14 protein-coding genes are annotated in these 19950 nt (G+C 44.0%); 8 read left to right on the forward strand and 6 right to left on the reverse strand.

From position 1 onward, the window contains the following. Positions 1-4: 4 nt before the first annotated feature. Entirely contained in the window at positions 5-3280 is a 3276-nt protein-coding gene (locus tag G441_RS0109125) for a ligand-binding sensor domain-containing protein (protein ID WP_156896329.1), read from the reverse strand. A 232-nt stretch (positions 3281-3512) separates the two neighbouring features. Between G441_RS0109125 and G441_RS0109130 the strand changes: the two genes are divergently transcribed. The 3 genes from G441_RS0109130 (at position 3513) to G441_RS0109140 (ending at position 5689) form a co-directional block, all read left to right on the forward strand. Then, positions 3513-4376 (forward strand): hypothetical protein, encoded by an 864-nt coding sequence (locus tag G441_RS0109130; protein ID WP_026376071.1) that lies wholly within the window; start codon positions 3513-3515, stop codon positions 4374-4376. Between the two features lie 47 nt (positions 4377-4423). Next, positions 4424-4771, forward strand: coding sequence for a hypothetical protein (locus G441_RS0109135; RefSeq protein WP_156896330.1), 348 nt, complete (start codon positions 4424-4426; stop codon positions 4769-4771). A 123-nt stretch (positions 4772-4894) separates the two neighbouring features. Next, positions 4895-5689 (forward strand): hypothetical protein, encoded by a 795-nt coding sequence (locus G441_RS0109140; protein WP_156896331.1) that lies wholly within the window; start codon positions 4895-4897, stop codon positions 5687-5689. A 544-nt stretch (positions 5690-6233) separates the two neighbouring features. Here the strand turns inward: G441_RS0109140 and G441_RS0109145 are convergent. The 3 genes from G441_RS0109145 to G441_RS0109155 form a co-directional block, all read right to left on the reverse strand. After that, positions 6234-7103 carry an exonuclease domain-containing protein gene (locus tag G441_RS0109145; RefSeq protein ID WP_026376074.1) on the reverse strand — a complete coding sequence of 290 codons (870 nt, stop codon included), beginning with the start codon at positions 7101-7103 and terminating at the stop codon, positions 6234-6236. A gap of 16 nt (positions 7104-7119) precedes the next feature. Further along, positions 7120-7455, reverse strand: a complete 336-nt coding sequence (locus G441_RS0109150) for a hypothetical protein (RefSeq protein WP_034474763.1) — start codon at positions 7453-7455, stop codon at positions 7120-7122. Between the two features lie 266 nt (positions 7456-7721). Further along, positions 7722-8018, reverse strand: coding sequence for a hypothetical protein (locus G441_RS0109155; protein WP_026376076.1), 297 nt, complete (start codon positions 8016-8018; stop codon positions 7722-7724). A 237-nt stretch (positions 8019-8255) separates the two neighbouring features. On the opposite strand from G441_RS0109155, the gene G441_RS0109160 reads away from it, so the two are divergent. The 5 genes from G441_RS0109160 (at position 8256) to G441_RS0109175 (ending at position 13512) form a co-directional block, all read left to right on the forward strand. After that, positions 8256-9842: a hypothetical protein gene (locus tag G441_RS0109160; RefSeq protein ID WP_026376077.1), complete on the forward strand. Its 1587-nt coding sequence runs from the start codon at positions 8256-8258 to the stop codon at positions 9840-9842. A gap of 281 nt (positions 9843-10123) precedes the next feature. After that, positions 10124-10324, forward strand: a complete 201-nt coding sequence (locus tag G441_RS20070) for a helix-turn-helix transcriptional regulator (protein ID WP_084407329.1) — start codon at positions 10124-10126, stop codon at positions 10322-10324. A gap of 76 nt (positions 10325-10400) precedes the next feature. After that, entirely contained in the window at positions 10401-11444 is a 1044-nt protein-coding gene (locus tag G441_RS0109165; RefSeq protein ID WP_026376078.1) for a hypothetical protein, read from the forward strand. Between the two features lie 190 nt (positions 11445-11634). Then, positions 11635-13011 (forward strand): DNA (cytosine-5-)-methyltransferase, encoded by a 1377-nt coding sequence (gene dcm, locus G441_RS0109170; RefSeq protein WP_026376079.1) that lies wholly within the window; start codon positions 11635-11637, stop codon positions 13009-13011. 15 nt (positions 13012-13026) lie between these two features. Further along, positions 13027-13512 carry a very short patch repair endonuclease gene (locus G441_RS0109175; RefSeq protein ID WP_026376080.1) on the forward strand — a complete coding sequence of 162 codons (486 nt, stop codon included), beginning with the start codon at positions 13027-13029 and terminating at the stop codon, positions 13510-13512. A gap of 179 nt (positions 13513-13691) precedes the next feature. Here the strand turns inward: G441_RS0109175 and G441_RS0109180 are convergent, their stop codons facing one another. Further along, a complete protein-coding gene (locus G441_RS0109180; RefSeq protein WP_026376081.1) occupies positions 13692-14600 on the reverse strand; it encodes a hypothetical protein in 909 nt (302 codons plus the stop codon). A gap of 679 nt (positions 14601-15279) precedes the next feature. Further along, positions 15280-19881, reverse strand: a complete 4602-nt coding sequence (locus G441_RS0109190) for an AAA domain-containing protein (protein ID WP_034474765.1) — start codon at positions 19879-19881, stop codon at positions 15280-15282. Between the last annotated feature and the right edge of the window lie 69 nt (positions 19882-19950).

The following is a 19950-nucleotide window of genomic DNA, read 5'->3' on the forward strand; positions in this document are numbered from 1 at the left end:
CTAGTCAGACTTGGTGCTCATGTTGCTGTGTTGGAAACTCAATGTGAAAATGCACGCCTTTATCGACATTGCTGTCACATGAAATCCGTCCATTCAGTCTTATTGTGACAATATTGGCGACAATCTGCAGTCCGAGACCCATTTTCCCGTCTTTTCTTTTGGTAGTGAAGAACGGTTTAAAAATTTTCTCAATGTCCTGTTCTGTAATACCTTTACCATCATCTCGATAATCCAGAATTACCAGATTGTCTTGTAGTTGTGCTTTTATCGTAATGTTTCCGCCTTGTTCACGATCAAAGCCATGCTCAAGCGAGTTATATACCAATTGCGTGAAGACCTGGGCGATAGCGCCAGGATAACTCTCAATCTCTATCTGGCTTGGACACTCAATTGTCAGGTTAACGTGTTGTCTGCGTAGTGCCGACCCCATCACTGAAATTGTCTCTTCGATAAACTTACCCAGATTAAACGTTCGTTTTTCATGAGCGTGTTGGTCAATGGACAGCATCTTAAATTTGTTCACCAGAAATGAAGCTCGATCCAGATTGGTTTGTGCAATTTGCGCACACTGCTCAATATGAAGCATCGCATTCTCAAAATCTTTCTTGGTTAACTTATTATTCGATAAATCTTCCCGAATGTTTTTTGCACTGTCATACAGAGTAGAAAGTGCTGTAATACTGACCCCAACAGGCGTATTCATTTCATGGGCAACGCCGGTTACCAAGCTGCTTAGCGATGCATTCTTCTCTGCCTCAAAAAGTTGCATCTTTGCCAGTGATAACTGTTCAGAACGTTCATTAATCACGTCTTGAAGTTCAATATTTTTACGTCGAAGACTGCGCACCCTATAAAGGTTCCAGGTGTGCACGAGTGATGCAAGAGTGATTAAAAAGAGCGTGATTGCCCACCATGTTTGCCACCATGGTGGAGAAACGATGATGGGGATGGATGCTACTTTGTTACTCCATACGCCGTCCCGCTGTGCTTTGAATTCGAGTGTATAGGTGCCGGGTCTGATACCTGTGAAGACAAAGTGAGGGCTGCGCTGCGGTGCCGACCACGATTCGGTATTACCAACTAGTCTCGACGAGTAAAACAGGTTGGTGGATAAAAAATCCAGTGCCGATACCCTTACATGAACCTCTCGATGATCATCGGCCAGGGACAGTTCAGATAACTCACTAAAATCGAGCATATTTAATTGCTGATTATCTATTGCCAGAGCTGAGGTATGGATCTCTGGAGCTCGAATCTCGCCGTTATACGTGTTGATCACAATACGTGTAAAACCGCCCTGCCCGCCAAAATATAAATTGCCATGACTGTCGATGGCAGACACGTTTTGAATAAACAAGTTGCCGTGTAATCCATCTTCTGCGGTGTAATGAAAAAATGAAGCCTGACCTTGTGCCTGTCGAAATATCCCGAATGAAGTGCTCAACCATATATTCTGCTGACGATCGCTGACGACACTTTTCACTGCAGTGTTTGTGAGGCCGTAACGTTCGTCGAAATGCCGAAAAGTATTAGTAAACTCATTAAGAAGGTTAAGTTTATTATTTGTGGCCACCCATATATCACCTCCTGGTGAGTGGTATATTTGGTTAATGTCTGCATTGCTCAAGGCGCCGTCCTGAGCAGAAGGTCGGTAAGCATAGGCATCCAGTTGTGCATTGGTGTAGATTACTATGCCAATGGTCTCTACGCCGAGTAGCAGCGCCTCAGAATGAGGCTCTGCAATTGAGGTGATGGCGTAATTGCTGATGGGGACACCATCAACTTCTATCTTTACCGCGGCCGCCTCGCCGTCTCGGATCCGAAATAGGCCACGTTGTTCTGTACCTATCCACAATGTACCCGATGAATCCTCAAACAGACTCACTACTGTGACATCATCACCAAATGGGCCGGTCACTCTTTGGATTTCTCTCGTATCACGATTGAGAGTAAACAGTCCGTTATTGCCAGCAAACCAAAATGCTCCATCTTGGGTTGAGATAATATCCGTTACTAACCCGAGATTATGACTAATCAATCTTATTGGAGAAGGATCGGATGAAGAAACGTTTGGTTGATACCACAATGCATCGCCCGTACCTATCCATAATGTATCGTCACTGTCGACATGCAATGCCAATACGCGTCCCAATTCCACACGCTGTTCATTTTTATCAATGGCATGAGTGAATGCGCTGAAGCCATCATTAGAAAGGGTTATCTTAATAAGGCCTGAGGGTCGAGTCGCAACCCAGATGATGCCTTCTTCGGTAACAAGAATATCGCGGATATCATCGTACTGGAAAAGCTCTAGTTTTTGTTCATTGACCAGAGGGACGAAGGAATCCGTTTGTGGGTCAAGTAAAAATAAGCCGTTTAGCGTGCCAATCCACAGTTTGCCATCCGCTTGTTTTTCCAACGACGTGATTGCCGAACCTAACCCCGTAGGAGACATTGCTGGTGCAATGGTTTTACATTGATTATTAGACAAGTTGAAACGGCACAGACCATCTTCGTATCCTAGCCACAGGGCCTCTGTACTATCTACCAAGATGGCTCGAACCCTTTCTGATGCGGTTGCATCAACATCCCTTATCACCGGGGTATGGGTGACAGAAAAACCGTCGGCTTTGTTAATGTGAGACAAACCGCCGCCAGTCGCCACCCAGATTCGTGCGTCATTGGGTAGCTGGGCAAACCCCCATACTCTATCGTGGAGAAGCTGCTGAGTTCGATTAGCCTGAGTGTGAAATGCGGTAAAAGAGGTTAAATCTTGGCGAATAAATACGGCGCCGCCACCACCCGTGCCGATCCACATGTCACCGTCTTTATCTTCAAAAAACGTCTGGATCAGATCGCTATTAAACCCTTCGTGTGAAGATGTGTTGAATCGCTGTAAAAGGGTCAGGTTATGGTCATAAACGTATAGCCCCTCTCCCCAGGAACCGACCCAAATCCGCCTTGAGCTGTCGATAAAGATGTTGCCTGCGTTGTCGCTAAGAATGCGTGGAACGCTGCTAGCTTGAATATTGTAGGAATCGAACGTGTGACCATCATAACGCCCCAGGCCTTTAGGCGTACCCACCCAGATATAACCCTGGCTGTCTTGCTGCAGGCTGTAGATGGTGCTGTCAGGCAAACCGTCTTCGATGTTATAGCGATCAATCTGAATGGCGGGGAAAGAACTGGCCATTGCCACGGTGTGTAAAGCATAGGTGCACAATAGCGTGACGACAAAAAATCGCATTACTGTGGAAGATATTCGACGCGATTGAGACAAAAGGGCGCACCGTGAACAAACTCTCCGACAAAGTATCGGAAAAGCGCTTCGGGCACAAATATTGTCTGTTTGAATTTGGTCGCTACTTATGCAACGGATGAATTATTCAATATTCTGGATCTGAATATTGATCTAAATTTATAACAATCTGATTTCTATACTATTCTTGTTATAAATTCTTTGTGGTAGGATTTTTTGTCAACGTTTTTGATAAAGAAGTGACATTACCTTGGTGGATATAAGCCTCTTCCCTGACTGCTCCAGTATACCTGAATTCATTCCATTAAAAACCTTACCCACATCAATACGCGAAGTTTTGCTTCATGACAATCTGGAGTTTCGACAACCAGTATTTTACTCAAGCGTCGATGTTGGCAATGATTATCTTTTGCAATGCTCGAGTAATGATGAGGACTGGTTTGCAGTAGGCACCCTTGAAGAGCTTGATGAATGCCTACAAGCACTCGGTGTCACTACTGATCTTTATGATTATGTAGAGGGGACAGGATTGACACGTTTCGTCGACAATGATTCTGAGCCCAAGCTTCGTATTTCAAAGCACAATGACTATCTCGAGGTCTACAGATACAGAGCAGAAAGACTTATTCGCAATGACAAACTTGTTGATAAGGAGAGATTTTTTGACATTCACTGGCCCAGTGACTCGCGCATACTTTTTCGACTCGCCCTTGGTCAGGCTGTAGACCTTTCAAGTGAAACATTGTTAGTTGAAAGCCTGACGATGTTTATTGCTATTAATAGGTTGCTACAGGAGCCACTTCTGGACCTTAAGGATGACACGATGTTTGAAGTGGCAAATTTTAAGTTGACCGGGACAAGAGAATTCGCAAACCCCGTGATGGTGGGGCTACTTACTTTTTTAAGGAAATACAACCGCTTCCCAACTCTTGATAAGCGAGATATGGTTTTGCTCCGCGAGGTAATTTTAAACATATTCCCGCTTGTCGGTGGAACTAAAAACTCAGTGGTCATCGGCGAAAATGCTGAACCTTTTTCATTGGCAAACTTAAAGAGAGACTATCGAGATACACATGCACCGCGCCTTCTATCATTCTTAATAAATTACGATGCATAGAGCACTCTATTATTAGTGACAGAATGGGGAGTGGGATGGTTAAAAATATGAACATGATTTCGACTTTTAACAGGCTAATGAAGGGATTCATCGGCACTAAGATCGATATAGATTGGTTGCTAGATAACCCTGAAGGGACATTAAGAAACGCTTCCAGCATGTGTCACTATAAACTGAAGAATGTTGATGGACGTATGATTTTGGGTGCGTATGGTGTGAGTAAGTTTACCAATTGGTGCTTTTACGAAATCACTGAGTCAGGCGATATCAATTACGCATGGAACTTACAGGAAATGTATGTTGTTGGTGACTCTGAGTCAGAAAAAGAGATGGAAGAGCACAATCAAAAAGGGTTCGACAGGATAGCAGAGTTTGGTATCAAGTCTGACCAATAGGTTGTGTAAACGAACCTAAAAATCAGACATAGCTAAGTTATTCAAAATCCTTACCCTAAAGAGATAAATTGCAATCACTACGGAAAATACTTATGGTTGGTGATAGTCAGGGAGGATTTTACGATGAAATGGTTTGTTTGTTTTACACTAATTTCCGTGTCGCATGTTGTTGACGCTTCACTAATTGAAGGTGGTTTTTATGGCATCAACAGCACCTTCGAAAATAACGGCGATATAACTGTCGAATACCAAAATGGCAGGCCAGTTAGAGAGTGGCTTGATCTTACATATACTAACGGTATTACATTCAATTTTATTAGCGCGGACATAAGTGGCGACGGCTTTTTGAATGGGCAGGTGCCAAATCCAGCAGCCGTAAATACTCCGTCAATATCTGCATTAAATTCGATTCTATCAATGAACAATGAAATGAAGGCTGGTTGGAATATCGCTTCATTTCAGACTGTGTTGACAATGGTAAATGAGTTTTTTGGTCGGGAATTTACGGCAGGCAATGTTGAGGTGCACGGGATTGATTCAATGCTGGAGAGCTTCATTCTACTGTTTGGTGACACGCTGCATAACGGGTACCTGGAATCCAATTTAAATTACACAGATGTTAATCCTGAACTGCCTAATATTGGTTTTGCGCGAGGTATGACATCGAGTCTTGCTAAGAACATTAACGGTGAATACGAGGCTAAATTGGTTGAGATATATGATGGTCAACTGATATACGCGCACGAAGACTCGAATCAGGATCGTATCATTACGAATACGAGTTTTGTTGCTGGAGGAACTGGTGCAACCACAGGGACTTGGCTTGTGAGAGACGTAGTTAATGTGTCATCACCAAGTACATTTACTTTGATGTTCTTTTGCCTTTTCGCCTCCTTCTTCAGAAAGGCAGCGAAATAACGACAAGTAGCGTCTGTGAGGAGCTGGAAGTGAATTGTGCTATCAAATATCTAATCTGAGACATTACTCCTAAGGCGGTGACATATTTCAACTGATAGCTTTGAGAAAGCCGGAGTTAGTCTGACATTGACTGTAGAACTGCGCCTTCAGACAAAAAAACAGCCCGTCTCTGCCGTGAAGGCGGTAGTCTCCTAAAGACGGTGAGCTCAAAGCTCAAGGCAACGAATGTCCAAAGTGTACGTGAAGAGGGTCTTCTCAGTTTATTGGTTAATACAAGGTAACAAGAGGCCTGCTCGAGACTGTATTTGGCAGGCGAGAGACTATAACTAAGGTTTATCCAATCATCCTCTAACTTGCCCGCTGGGCTGCTTGCCCTTCAGATATCTGAGTTACGGTACAGAGACCGGAATGAAATAGTGGCTGTAAGCGACTGATAAATATAAATAATGTAATTTTCGTAAAACCCATCTGTTACAATCCGTGTTACACATTCTCCCCTTTAAATTAGGTGAATGAGTTTGGGTAAACGCTAATATTTATTATGTTATTGCTCACCGTAAGCTTCAATTAAACTGTAAAAATCAGACTCGTTAAGAATTTTAATTTGTTGACCCGATTCGATAAGAGTTAAGGCTTTTCTGTGTTTAGAACTCAGATTAGCCCCATTTAAGGCTCTTAAGTCTTGGTCACCGACCACTAGCATAGTGGTTTTCTTGGTAACACCCTTACCAACGTCACAACCAATTTGAGCAGCTAATCTTGCTGCTTCTATGCGAGAATTTGCCAATGCTCCTGTGAAGACCATTACCTCACCATGTAATGGGCCTTCAGGATTACCAGTTTCCCCTTTCCAAGTCTCAAGGCTATTTTCAGGGTCGATTGGAAGTTTTGCGCGTTTTAATAAGCCTTCAATGTCAGTGTTTAGCCTGTCCATTGCCGCTAACAAAACTTTTCCACATGCAATAGCGTCTTCCAAGGCGTCATGGTGTTGAAATTCGAAACCAATCTTGGCGCATACATTCTTGAGACCGTAACCTTTATAAGCGAACTCTTCCCAAGCTCTACGCGTTACTTTAGAGGAATCCAGCCATGAACAGTCAATTAATGAAAGAGAACTAGCCTTGCTTGCTTGTGTTATCGCTATTCTATCGAAGCTAGTGTGACAAGCAGCTATGCCGCCCGATAGCCACTGGCATAAGATAGGGTAAATCTCTTCAAAAGTTGGGCTACCAGTCACGTCTTCTTCATCAATCCCGTGTATCGATACGTTCACGGGATCAAAGTAGTCCTGCGGGTCTACTAATGATTTCCAAGTGTCTACTACTTCACCATCTCGATAGCGTGCAAGCCCAATCTGGCAAATAGACTTCATCTGCGGATTGGCAGTTTCAAGATCTAGCGCTACAAACTCCATTGAATAGTCCCTTATTTTAAGCGTTTTTATATTTTTCGAAGTCGCTTGTATAGATGACTTTCATCCCTGTTCGTGTGCAGGTTAATTCGTACTCTTCGCCCCACGCAACGTCTAGAGGTACGTTCTTTATTCCTTGCCACATCGCCAAGTAATTAAGTACACCATACTTCCAGCCTTTTTTGGTGGCCTTCTCTATACCGCCTTTCCAAGGCAAAACTGGCAATTCACCTCTTGAAACTCTTTCAGCAAGATCGAGATCTTCCTTGCCTTTTTTCTGACCCACAGACCAACAAGTCTGCAAAGCCACGTTAGGATCTAGCCATTTTTTCTCCCACTCATTCAGATTGGACATCACTACTCCGTCAGTTTCTGTATGGAACACAAGGAATTAATATCTCAATTTTTATTATGTGTTTTCAAGGAGCAATTAATATGTGGGTATTCTGATGGAGTTGGATGCGAAATCCATTTTCGCCTTTTGAACGTCAGCTTAAATACCTATCTGTCGCTAGATGCTTCTGGAGGCTGGAAGTCGGCTCTACGTAGTTAGCGGCAGTTCAGAACTCGAACTCCGCTTGGCAGCAAGTGGCGTCAAGAAGGATATCAGGTTTTGTCTGACTACTTTCGGATGATTGCCGGGATATCGTAATATTCGTCTTCATCTAACTCTTTTAGGGCTCTAAGCTCATCTTTGCGAACTTTTCTTTCAGCGATACTCTCTCCAAATACTGCCATATGCTCTCGTTCGACCAAATCTTGCAGCTCATCCTTACTCACTCCTAGTAATAGTTTTGCAGCCTGAATTAGCCCTTCAGTTCGATACTTGTGTTTGTCGTCAACCTTACGTTGACGAGCATTTATAAAGGATGCACGAATCTCTTGTCTGATATAAGCGAGAAACTCTTCCGGTTGCATTTGTCACCTTCTTGCCAAGTGTTTTGACTAAATATTATAGGTTGGAATTGTCGACCATATACAGCGTTGTTGGTTGCCAAATAATTTGCTAACTTAGCAATGTCCAAGTTGAATATTTGGATTGGAATAGTAACGGCCTTATCGTTCTGGTGTAGTAACGACCTCATACGTTCTAACCTCCCCAATCTCAATATTCTCTACGTGATTAGTCCTTTTTGCTGAACATGGGAGAATAAAATGTCACTAGAAACTTTCGCGACACGACACAAAATCACTCTTAACGAAGAGCAAAAGATGGCGCTTGCCCATCCTGCTATCTGCAGGGCTACGGAATTACTGATAGAAGTAGACGATATGATGTATCTCTACAATCCTTTGGATAATTACAACCTCGCCAATTTTGAACGGGAATTCTCGAACGTACTGGCAAATGCTGCGTACGTTTTAGCTAAACAAGACAGCAGCGTAAAGAATGACATGGTAGAAATTTGCCTTGGGCTCAATACACTGGCGGAAATGTTCAGTAGTCAAACGAATGGCTTTCCAAACAGTCAAAGTTACTTAGAGAAAAGGCAGTATATATTAACCGGTTTTTGGGTCCGGTTTTGTAAGTCTCATGGAGAGCAACGTGCATTAGCTCTGGGTAAAAAAGATCAGCTAAGTATTTGGGAAGAGACGCTGGGGGTATTTTGGGATTACTGTACAGATGAGCGAAATCCTGACTTCATGCCGGCAGCAAAACACATCAATCATCACCTCAACGAAGAACGTGCAAAGATAAATTTATTTTCGGCAGATTGGGATTTCCCAAAACAGAATCTGACGCTTTGGAGGTCCAAGGCAGATGAGCTGGATGTTGCTCCACTCCAACGAAAGGGCATTCTATTTACCACCGCATTTTGCGGTCATTTTAAACGCGACAGTGCAATAAGAACTAGCATGCTTGAGTGGCTAAAACCGACTTCGATCACTGACATGCTAAAAAGCCGATTCTCTGATCTAGATATAAGGAACATATCCCGACTGATTCAAGACCTTACACTAGTACTCGGAGAAAGAAGGATCGAAAGAAGCATAAGCTATCGTGGAACCCCCCTGTCCCCATTGGATTTTGTGTCACATGGACTACTTACGCCTCGAGAAGAGGATGCTCACTTGACCATGTTTGACGTTCACGGGGTTTATACAGAATTCACAGAAAAACTGGGGTTCCTGCTGGACAATATAAGGCTTACTGATGAGGAGGCGTTTGTTGCGGGTATTTATTTCTGCAAAATAGAAGTACCAAACGACCCTATGGGCTACGAATGGTGCTCAAGAACGGTATCTTTGCTGGCTCCGCCTGTTTTTCGTTTCTTCCTCAACATGCCTGCTTATCAGAAAAAAGAAGAGCTGCCAGAGTTCCTGCCCATTCAGGCAGTACTGTCTGAATTCATCCGAGGAAAAATACCGTCCGACATAATCGGTGTTACATGGAGCGTACAGTCGTACCTGTTCTACAAAAGTGAGAAAGGCAATGCTGGCCAAGTGCAGTTTATGGCGCCGAAAATTTTTGCTGATAAGGTTCTTGATTGTATTGAGCAATACAGACAGCAGTACCGGCTAGAACTTGAAAAGCTGCCCGTAAAAGACATGTTACCTGCAAATGATCGTCGGCCCGGCTTAATGAAGAATATCTGGCGAAAGCTTAAGAGAATTTTATCGCAGCAGTGGGGGTGTGATGAGAATGCAATTTCAAGCAACAACATTCAGATTCGCCTAATGACAAATGTTTGTATTCTGTATGCATTGCTTGCCCTGCGAGCTAACTCACAGCCGCTGTGACTCGTTAACCCGGTATTCGTCACAAAAGATGTCATACTAAATTGCGTCGTTGCGGTAAGTATATCTTTATTGGCCGAACGGTTTTGTGAGACTAAATCTCCAGTCTACGCAAATTCAATTTATCCCCTACTAACTTTCATCCGGGCACTTTGTTGAGAGCTTGTGCAACATCGATTTTTCAATGTTTTTTCATAAAGGTTTCATCCGTTTTTCAATTTGATATTTCGTCTTCCGTTATCTGGAAAATAACGCGCACGCACTAGTTAATTTCAGGTGACATAATGAATACACACGATGGTTCAGTCGAGGTCTTACTTAGCCCTAATGAGGTATGCCTCATGCTGGGCATCAGCAAGTCAACACTATGGCGCTTAGAGACCGGAGGTGAATTTCCAAGATCGATTCGAATTTCCAGTAGACGGGTTGGCTACAGATCTTCAGCAGTAGGTAGGTGGCTCAATGGAAGAGAACGCGCTGCATGAAAAATTTCGCTTTTTTACCCTTTTTTACACTCATATCTGGGTGTGCTGAAATTCTTATAGCAGTTGGATTTTGGTCATGAAATTGTCTAAACACGACATTTCATTTCTCAACTCAAAGCTGGATCAACAGTGGGATTCAGCTATGACGATACTGTCTGGAAATTACCTCAGGTCAGTAAAGGGCCGATTTGATAATAACGAGCAGGTGTCTTTGAACAAAGGCAGCCTGCGAGTGGCACACTATTCCAATGACAAGCTTGACCAGAGACAGCGAAACCGGTTGAGCTTTATAGAGCCATTTGGTTTGACACGTAAAACGGATTATCAAAAGACGCGTAAGTTTCCTGTAAAGAGTTTGACAGGGGCACGTTGGTTTTACAGCTACAACGAGAGTCTGACATTGGCATTTGAAACGTTGCACCAAGGATTATGTCCCGGGAACGTTATTGCACATATAACGGTACAGTTATCTGCCAAATACAGTGCCCAGATTAAAAGCGAGGCGCGCGGAATACGCAAAATGACTAAGTGTATGCACAGTATGCTACAGAAGCTTCTGGGACACCCTGTGAGGGGCTTTGTTGTTTTGGAGGGGTCTGGCAAGCGAAAAGGGCAAAACGCTCCTGTAACAGCGCCTGAAGCGTTTCATGCACACATAGTAATCGAGGCTAATCACAACATGGTCTGCATGGTCGGTAAGCGACGTGATGCGTCAGGTAAAGATATCAGCAAAAAGACGCTGCGCAGATTCAGTACGACAGCTGATAATGCCATATGTATACAGACTTCAACTCGCAGAGTTCGGCTTAAATCGTCCCCGGGGACTTTGGATAAAGCAAATCTGGATTCTGAGCATGGTGAGATAGACCTGAGTTTGGCTGACTATCTGAGCAAGTCGCTTGATGAGCCGTTAGTGCGAGGCAGCAAAAATTTTGTGTTGTGGGGGCTGACTGGGGAAGTGAAGAAGCTGCGTGAATGGAAACACGGGGTGATTACCGAGCTTACGGTACTTAGAGATAATATCCGTGCGGATTTAGCTTCTGGTGTCCATCCCGGTGACATTGAAGCGCAATTCAGTAAAGTGATATCAGGAAGACCGAAACCGGCTCTTGCGGCATAACTAAAGTCCTAGGTGTAATGTGTTGGGCCGGTGGTAATGGTGAGACAAAAACGCCGGCCTTCACATATCAATCTTATATGTAGCCCGGATGAATAGCGCCAAAAATGCCTGTTTATTTGTACAGGAAATGTTGTCTCTGGGTCAAACGAGTGATAGTCTTTTACACATCAAATATCCGGATTAACAGAGCATGACAACAAAAGAAAATACGGTTGAGTTACTCACACAGCTCCTCGAGATATATGACCAAAAACAAATTGCAGAAAAGCTCAATCCGGTTACTCCAAGCGACTGGTGTCGGGAGACTATCAACCGCGTATTAAACGGAAAAAGTGACCGTTGTTTGACTGACGAAGAAACACATTTTCTGAAGGGCCTGTTGCCTGCCAAACCTGATCACTACGACAATCCTGAATTCACGTTCATTGACCTGTTTGCTGGCATCGGCGGTCTGCGCAGGGCATTTGACTCGATAGGCGGCAAATGCGTTTTTACCAGCGAATGGAACAAATTCGCCGTGCGCACTTATAAAGCCAACTATTACAGCGACATCGACCATACATTCAACGAAGATATCCGGGATGTCACGCTCTCTAATCGCGAGGACGTGACAGAAGAAGAAGCGTATGAGCACATTAAACGCCATATCGGGCATCATGACGTGCTTCTGGCGGGCTTTCCATGCCAGCCCTTCTCACTTGCAGGGGTATCAAAGAAAAACGCTCTGGGACGCTCACACGGCTTTGAATGTGAAGCTCAGGGCACGCTCTTTTTTGACGTGTGCAGGATTATCAAAGCGTGTGAGCCGAGTGCGTTTGTACTGGAAAATGTCAAAAACCTGAAAAGCCACGATAAAGGTAACACTTTCAGGGTGATCCTTGAGGCGTTGGACGAACTTGGGTACGACGTTGTTGATGTTGAGCATGGCAAGGGTTCTAACGACCCGAAAATCATAGATGGTGCTAACTATCTGCCGCAGCACCGTGAACGTATTGTGCTGGTGGGCTTTAAAAAGCAGCATAACATCGCCGGCCAAATGAGCCTGAATGATATTAGGAAGCCTGATGTCAGGCCTGCACTGAGTGAGCTGTTAGAAGAGCCAGGTACAAAAGAGCTAAGCAAGTACACACTTACTCCAAGGTTATGGGAATACCTTTTTGAGTATGCCAAAAAACATCAGGCTAAAGGCAACGGGTTTGGTTACGGCTTGGTTGATCCGAATGACAGAAATGCCACATGCAGAACGCTGTCGGCTCGTTATCACAAAGATGGGTCAGAGATATTGATAGACAGAGGTTGGGACAGTAACACCGCCGAGTCTGATTTTTGGAATGAAGAAAATCAGGAAAACCGGCCCCGCCGTTTAACGCCCAGAGAATGCGCGAGAATCATGGGTTTTGACAAGGCTGGTGAGTCGAATTTTGTTATACCTGTGTCCGACACTCAGGCATACCGTCAGTTTGGCAATTCTGTTGTGGTCCCGGTTTTTGAAGCTGTAGCCGAGCTAATGAAGCCGTGGATCTTGGAAGCCATAAGCAGGGACAGTAAGTCCCGTCAGGCAGCGTAACAAAGGCTCTATCCTGTGGCTGATGTGCTGTCAAAAGAGAGCCGCCACAGGAATATGTCGGCCATCAGGAATCGCAACACTAAGATAGAACGCTGTGTTCGGCGCATGGTTTACGCTGGTGGGTTTAAATACCGTACGAACGTGCGCGACATGCCGGGCCGCCCCGATATTGTTATACGTCAGTATCGGGCTGTGATATTCGTTAACGGCTGTTTCTGGCACGGTCATGACTGCCATCTGTTTAAAATGCCTGAGACCGATACGGAAAAATGGCGTAATAAATTCCGCAGGCAGATTGAAGTCGACAAACAAAACGTCAATGCACTTATCGATTTGGGCTACCGCGTCTTAATCGTTTGGGAATGCAGCTTGCGTGGAAAAGACAGGCATACACCCTCCGGTCTGGCCGAAAGAATCGAAGAGTGGGTTCTCAGGGGTGCAGGTTTGGGAAGCATTGCAGCCTTAAAATCAAGTAACCCAGGAGATACGCACAAATTGTAAAACGTGACCGCATGTAGTCTCAAATACGACATTTGTAATGGAGATACCCACTACTCTGCGAGTTACCTCAAAAATGAACTCGCGCGAGCAGGTTTTATTGATACGAATATTCGTATTTACGTCTAAGTAATAGATAGCTGTAGTGGGTGGCAATATTACACTTACCACCCGAGCATTTTTTAGTGAATAAACATATCTGGCGTAAGAATGTCTTTTACATAAGGACGACGACAAAATTCCGCCATTTCAGACCCATTTGGCAGCAATAGTTGTTTACCACCTGCTCTTAGGACCATCTTACGAAAATGTTTGAGCAAAGATGCTGTCTTCTGAAGCTGATTTTCGTCAGCAATTTTGTGTAGATGTAGATTCTCGTAACCAATATCGCGATTCAGCAATTCAACAAGTTCAAAGCATGGTCTTGAGCCTTTCCTTAATCGCCATGCACCATAAACCTCATAATTTTTATTTAATGCGCAAACGCGAAACTTTCGCTCACAGTGTTGTTTTACTAAATACAGTGCAATACGCAATTGGTGTATAACATTTGGCTCACACTTATGGAGCGAGGTCAGCCAATAACCAAACCAGTCTTTCGCGTGGTCATGGAGTTCTTGTTTATCAAGATCTAGAGTTGATGTAACTACTGCATCTCGTATTTGAGCATGCGTTGCATTATAGAGCGCATCATAAAGTGACTTGTCTTCATTACTTTCTCCATTAGTGTTTGCACTTATCTTGTTATCGCTGGATGTAACGATAAGTTCAAGCTCAAAGCTAAACGCATCGATCAACTGGTTTTGCAATAGCTGACAATCCCATGAAGTCAGCTTATCCGCTTCGCCAAGCCAAAATCTGCGAAGTAGTGCACCCGGCAGATCTGTTGGAATTAAAGCATCTATGGATTCGCGTATAAACTCCATGTCGATAACCTCTGTCACCGCCGCCTTGAACTTATGCAACGTTTCTGGTGGGCTGTAAGGGCCCCTCAAAGGGGATGGAAGCTCATCCAAACTTTCTAGGCTCTCACCAAAGATAACTTCGGCAGACTGCAATTGATTAAGCGTATCGAGATTAGATTTGGTCATAACACTTTCCTGCTCACAGCTCCCCCGCCCTGCTGTGATAGGTAAATGTTAAATCAAATTGTGAATAGGGTACTGGGCAAAGCCTTTGGGTGTGATATTGCGGGGAGAGACACCAGAGCGCATACAACACTCTCCACTAGAGTCTTAGATTTTATCCAATCCGTCAAGGATGGATTCAAACTCTTAGCTTGGTTTTCAACGCGTTGTCGACTGATTAAATAGGAGTGAAATATATAACAGTTAGGCTGGAATCATCCGTCAGCTTTTTCCTCATCCGACTGGCATAGTATGTCTTCGGCTTGTTTAACGATGTTGTGGATTACCTTGCCGAATACAATCTCACATGCAGTCGTTGGGTCTGACTGAGTCCTCCCTGAAGCATAAAGATTAAGCCAAACTTCGCTATTGACTTCGTTCAGAGGGACATTGACCAAAAGAAGTTTTTTAAAGTGTTCTCTGCATAAATGACAATAGACGAGCAAACGTCCTGTCTCGCTTACTCCATCATATGACACAGTCACTAAATTAAGGTCTCCCAACGATCCACATCTTGAACACTTCCGTGATTTCGACATCCCATTTACTCGCTAAACTATCCTCATAGTGCTTTAGTCTGCCTCTATGAGTCGATTGCACCAATGATTTTCCGAATTTGAATGAATATGATCGTCAGAATGCATTATAGCCATTTCTTAAATTTAGCAACATCTTGACCGCTAGGGATATACCATTGTTTTCTATATGGGTCCCACTTGCCACCAAGTTGTCTGCATTCGTCTTTATCCGAATACGGACAATTTAGGTACACCCAGCCATTTGGACCCGATCCGACTTCATTATTTCCTGCAGAATACGTTGCCGCGAAGTCCTTTTTTTTCAGCCTTTTTTTCTTAGTCGCGCCAGCCGCTTGCTTGCAAGACCAACAGTTGCGCCCGTATCCGCCTTTTCCGCCCTGAAGGTTTTCGTCGTAAAACTCTTCAAGCGGCTTGACACTTTTGCACTTCGCGCAGACTTTGCTATCGCCGTTTTCCAAGGCGTTTTGCTCTTTTTGCAGTTCTGCTACAAGGCTTGGTGGTGATGGCTCTTTTCGTGCACTCTTTAAAAGCTCTCGAAGACGCAGGTCTAGCGTTTTTACTGGGTCACTGCCGATATTAAAGCGATTAATCCGCACAAAGGTGTAGCCGTAGCTCTCTAGTACTTTTTGCCGCTCTATATCCTCCGGTCGCATGTAGTATTCGTAATTCAGTGCATTAACCTCATTAAAGTGAGTAAAGTGCTCTTTGAACCCATCGTATTCGAGAATAATCTGCTTTGTGCGGTTTCCATCTTGGATTTTTAATAAAAAATCGACCTTGTAATCTGGGTGAGAGTAAAACGGATCAAGCTGTCGCAAGTAGGCTCCTAACTCGAATTGGGCATCCACTTCGACCTTGTCGCCTAATTCATCTAAAAGTGGCAATTCCCTAAGCCAGCTTAATACTTGCAGTTCCATGGGCGATGCGGGGTCGACATCTCTTGTTTCTGGCCCTCTCAACCCTTTGTCGATCGCTGCACGATAGTGGTTCAGTGCATGAAAAATGCCGCCTTTGAAATCCTCAATCGGTTTAGAGTGGAAAATAACTATTCGCTCCTTTGCCCGACTGAAACCAACATTCAGGCGCTGCAGCCTGAGATTATCTTCCACATCTTCAGCATCATTGAGATCTTTAGCGAAAATATAATTAAGTCGGTCTCTTTGCGAAGTGGCAACCATCGAGTAAATCACCGTATGGGCTTCTTCTCCCTGACATGAGTCAAATGTGAAGATCCGCAGCCTCAGCTTTTCCATAAGCTCAGTACCTTCAGGCAATGATTGTACTGACTGGAGTAAGTGTTTCTGCTGTTCATTGTGCGGCGTGATAACGCATACATCCTCACCATTGTGCGATGTGTAGATGGCTTTAAGACGTTGAATAACCGCATCTGCCTCAGGAACATTTACATTCCCCTTTAGTTCATGTCTGCCATCATGCTCAACGTCACAGAATTCAATGATCTCGTTTACAGACTTACCCCTGATCTTCACTGCCTGTAGCTGGTTGCCATAAAAATACTTACTGGAAAAGCTTATCAACTCCGGATAGCCCCTGAAGTGCTTGCGAAGCATAATTTTCAGGTTGGCTATTCTGTCAACAAATTCCAATACCGATGTCTTAACATCAAAAAGTTTTATTTGATTGATTTTTGCATCGTCCAGATTGTTTTGCTGCTTGGTAAACTGTTCCATGACAGCAGCTTTGTAAGACTGGTTAACGGCTTTTGAGGCGTTCTCTGTTTTGACGTTGCTAAACTGATTTTTATCACCCAGAACCAATACCTTCTTGGCACGGATAAATGCAGGGAGGGCCTGAGCAATAGACACCTGAGAGGCTTCATCAATAATAATTAGGTCGAAAATTTCCTCATCTAATGGAATGTACTCCGCATAATCACGTATCCCAGCGATAATAATGGGGAAAGCTTCTTTTAATGCCGCGAACTGCTCCTTCGGGAACTTCTGTTTTTTCTGGATGATGGTTTTAATTTGACTGGCTTTATTTTTCGACTCATTGGCGAATGTTACTAAGCGTTCATCGATAATATTGGCAAGCTTCTGCGTTTGAAGCCCTTCTAGCTCTGCGCGTCGTGCTGGGTAGTCAAGGTTCGGGGCACGCTGGAAGCAGTCAAAAATATCTCGGCAAGCTTCGATATGATTATCGAGTTTTACGATTGCTTTAGCATTTACATCTCCATGATTGCCAGCCAACGCGGTTAGGTCAGACTCGCTCAACCCAATCTCTGCAAATGTTCGCTCTGACACTTTTATTCGCTTAATCAGTGCCTCGAAGGCGTCTTTGGCACTGTCGAGACCGTTGATATCTGCGCTAACCCTTTTTTTCATCAACTTCAGTATCGTGTTTTGAACGCTAACTTCTATGCCGCTCTCTTTGCACTGTTGGCAAAATTCTCTGAAAAATGACTCTGCTTCCTGCAGTGTCTGAATCATCGTTCTCGGGTGCTCATTTAATCCCTGATAATTGAATGCGTTCACCAATTTTCTTTTCACCAACTGCAATTTTGATTTGGCGAATAAGAACCCAAACACAGGCAGTTCAGCGTCTTGAATGCGGTCGATGATATCTGCTAGTGTCTGCAGGTCTTTGACATCAAATTGATTAAAAAGGTGAAAGGTGGGTGGTGGTGTTAGGTTGCCAATGACTCTAAGCATTTTTTCCAGTTGGTCGAAAAAGTCATACAGCGCTTCACTGGTGAAAGAAATATCTAAGAGTGTCGTTAGCTCCCTGACAGGTGGCTCAGAGAAAAATTTAATTAACGCCCTTGCATTCGCCATACCCTTGCAAAAACTGACGTCATATAAAAATGTTTCTGGTGTTTGATCGGTGAAAGCGAACGTGTCAGGTTCATTTCTCGATATTTCTGCAATTTTTTGAATATCGATACTGGTCAATGTGCTCTCGAGTTCGCCCAAACTCTGAGTCAGCGCGCTCGACCTTTTTTCAATTTCTTCATGCAATCGTTTTTCATTCGATTTGGCCACCTGCGAGCTGCGTTTTATCTGCTCTACGGTTTTCGTTGAGAGTATCTTCGAATACGTATTGCCTTGCTTTCCTAATCGTAGAATGGGGTCCTGAAAATTATCGTCCACCCTTACTGCGCTCAACGTCTGTCTGATTTTGTTCTCAACTACATCGAGTGCTTCGGCCTTGTCTGAGAGTACCAGCACATTCTTGCCTCTGAGGATGGCATCAAAGACAGCCGCCGTAATACTGTGACTTTTTCCGGTGCCCGGAGGCCCCTCTACGGAGATGAACTTACACCCCGGTTTATTTAAACCCGAGATGATTTTTCGCTGTTCTTCATTTAATGGTACCGGCGATTCATAGACCAATCGCTCGGTTAGCGACATAGACTCCCAATCTGCTTCGACTTCCGCTTCAAATGAGTCTGACTCACCAAACATAAAGCTTTCTATCAAGCTTTCGAACTCTTCTGCCAACTTATCGAATTTGAGGGCTTCAGTGCTGTTTAGCGAGGTTAGTAGCTCTTCATAATCATTAAGTAGCGATTCATCGCCTTTATCAAAGATGCTGAAATGAAACGCGTTATCGACGCTACAACTGGAACGTGATGCTTTTTCTGCGTGACTGGCTTTTAAATCAATGACGCCATTAAGGGAAAGTGCATTGGTAAACTCATCAATGAACGGCTGCGCCTTACCCAGTACCGACTCGCCCTCGCTTGCATATAAAATTCTATCGGGAAGCGCAAATGAGACCGCTCCTTCGCCACTTCTATTTACTTCACCTATCAGAAAGTCTACGGCCCGTTTATTAATGTACAAGTGCGGATCTGCCCGCAGATGAAACGCTGATTCCTTAAGCTCCACAGACACTGGCAGGTAGAGAAGGGGGTAGGCAGTATTCTTAAATCTGACGCTTGCCAAGTACAAATAGAGTTGTGAATTATCGATGAGTCTAAGTGAACCTCGAAGCTCAGACAATTCAGCGAATAAATCACTGCTATCGAAAGCGCGAAAATAGTCGATGAGCTTCTGTTTGATAGCATCGCTATCACACGCGTCATCGATTAATGCATCCAGCATTGTAAAATCGTCATCAACAATCGCTGCGGCAACAGCTGCTGAGATAGGCTCATCGATGAACGCTGTCAGATTTGCGCCAAGCTCTTCTTCGATATTGTAAATACTCTCAATACCGCTTTGGCTCATTTGCTTAAAATAATTATCTAAGCTTTCTAAGAGCGGATTGACCGCCAGATTTAGTAAGTTATTTTGCAACTGGTCAATGAGACTGTTTGCAAACCCATCTGGGTCATCTTTGAATTTTTTTACTCGTTCTCTGGCAGCGACTTTTGCGTTAGATGCGACCTGCATAAATTCGTCAATTGCGATCGACTTTATATGCTGGTCTATGACTGACAAAAGTCGCTTGCTCATCCTCGACTTATAACGCCCCCGCGGTACATTGACGCTGACAGACATTGACCCATCAAATGGTGTTGAAAGACGCTTGATTAGTTCGTCACGAAATGAGTTGTACTTATTCAGAGGTATGCCAGTAAGCACATTTGCGCTATTGCGATTGGAGATAGACCGCTTTGGTGCAGTGGTCTTTTTAAAATCTGTATCCAGAAAGTCTCTAAAATATCCACATATCGCACCTACCCACGACTTTTGGGTTTCTGGTTCATAGCCAGTAGCCTTGGAGCTGCTATCTTGCACAACGCCCTCCCTTTATATTCTGCATTTACGGTCAATATATCTGTCTTTACACAAGATTCTAAGGCGGCG

The organism is Aestuariibacter salexigens DSM 15300 (assembly GCF_000429145.1).
In the GTDB taxonomy this organism is placed as follows: domain Bacteria; phylum Pseudomonadota; class Gammaproteobacteria; order Enterobacterales; family Alteromonadaceae; genus Aestuariibacter; species Aestuariibacter salexigens.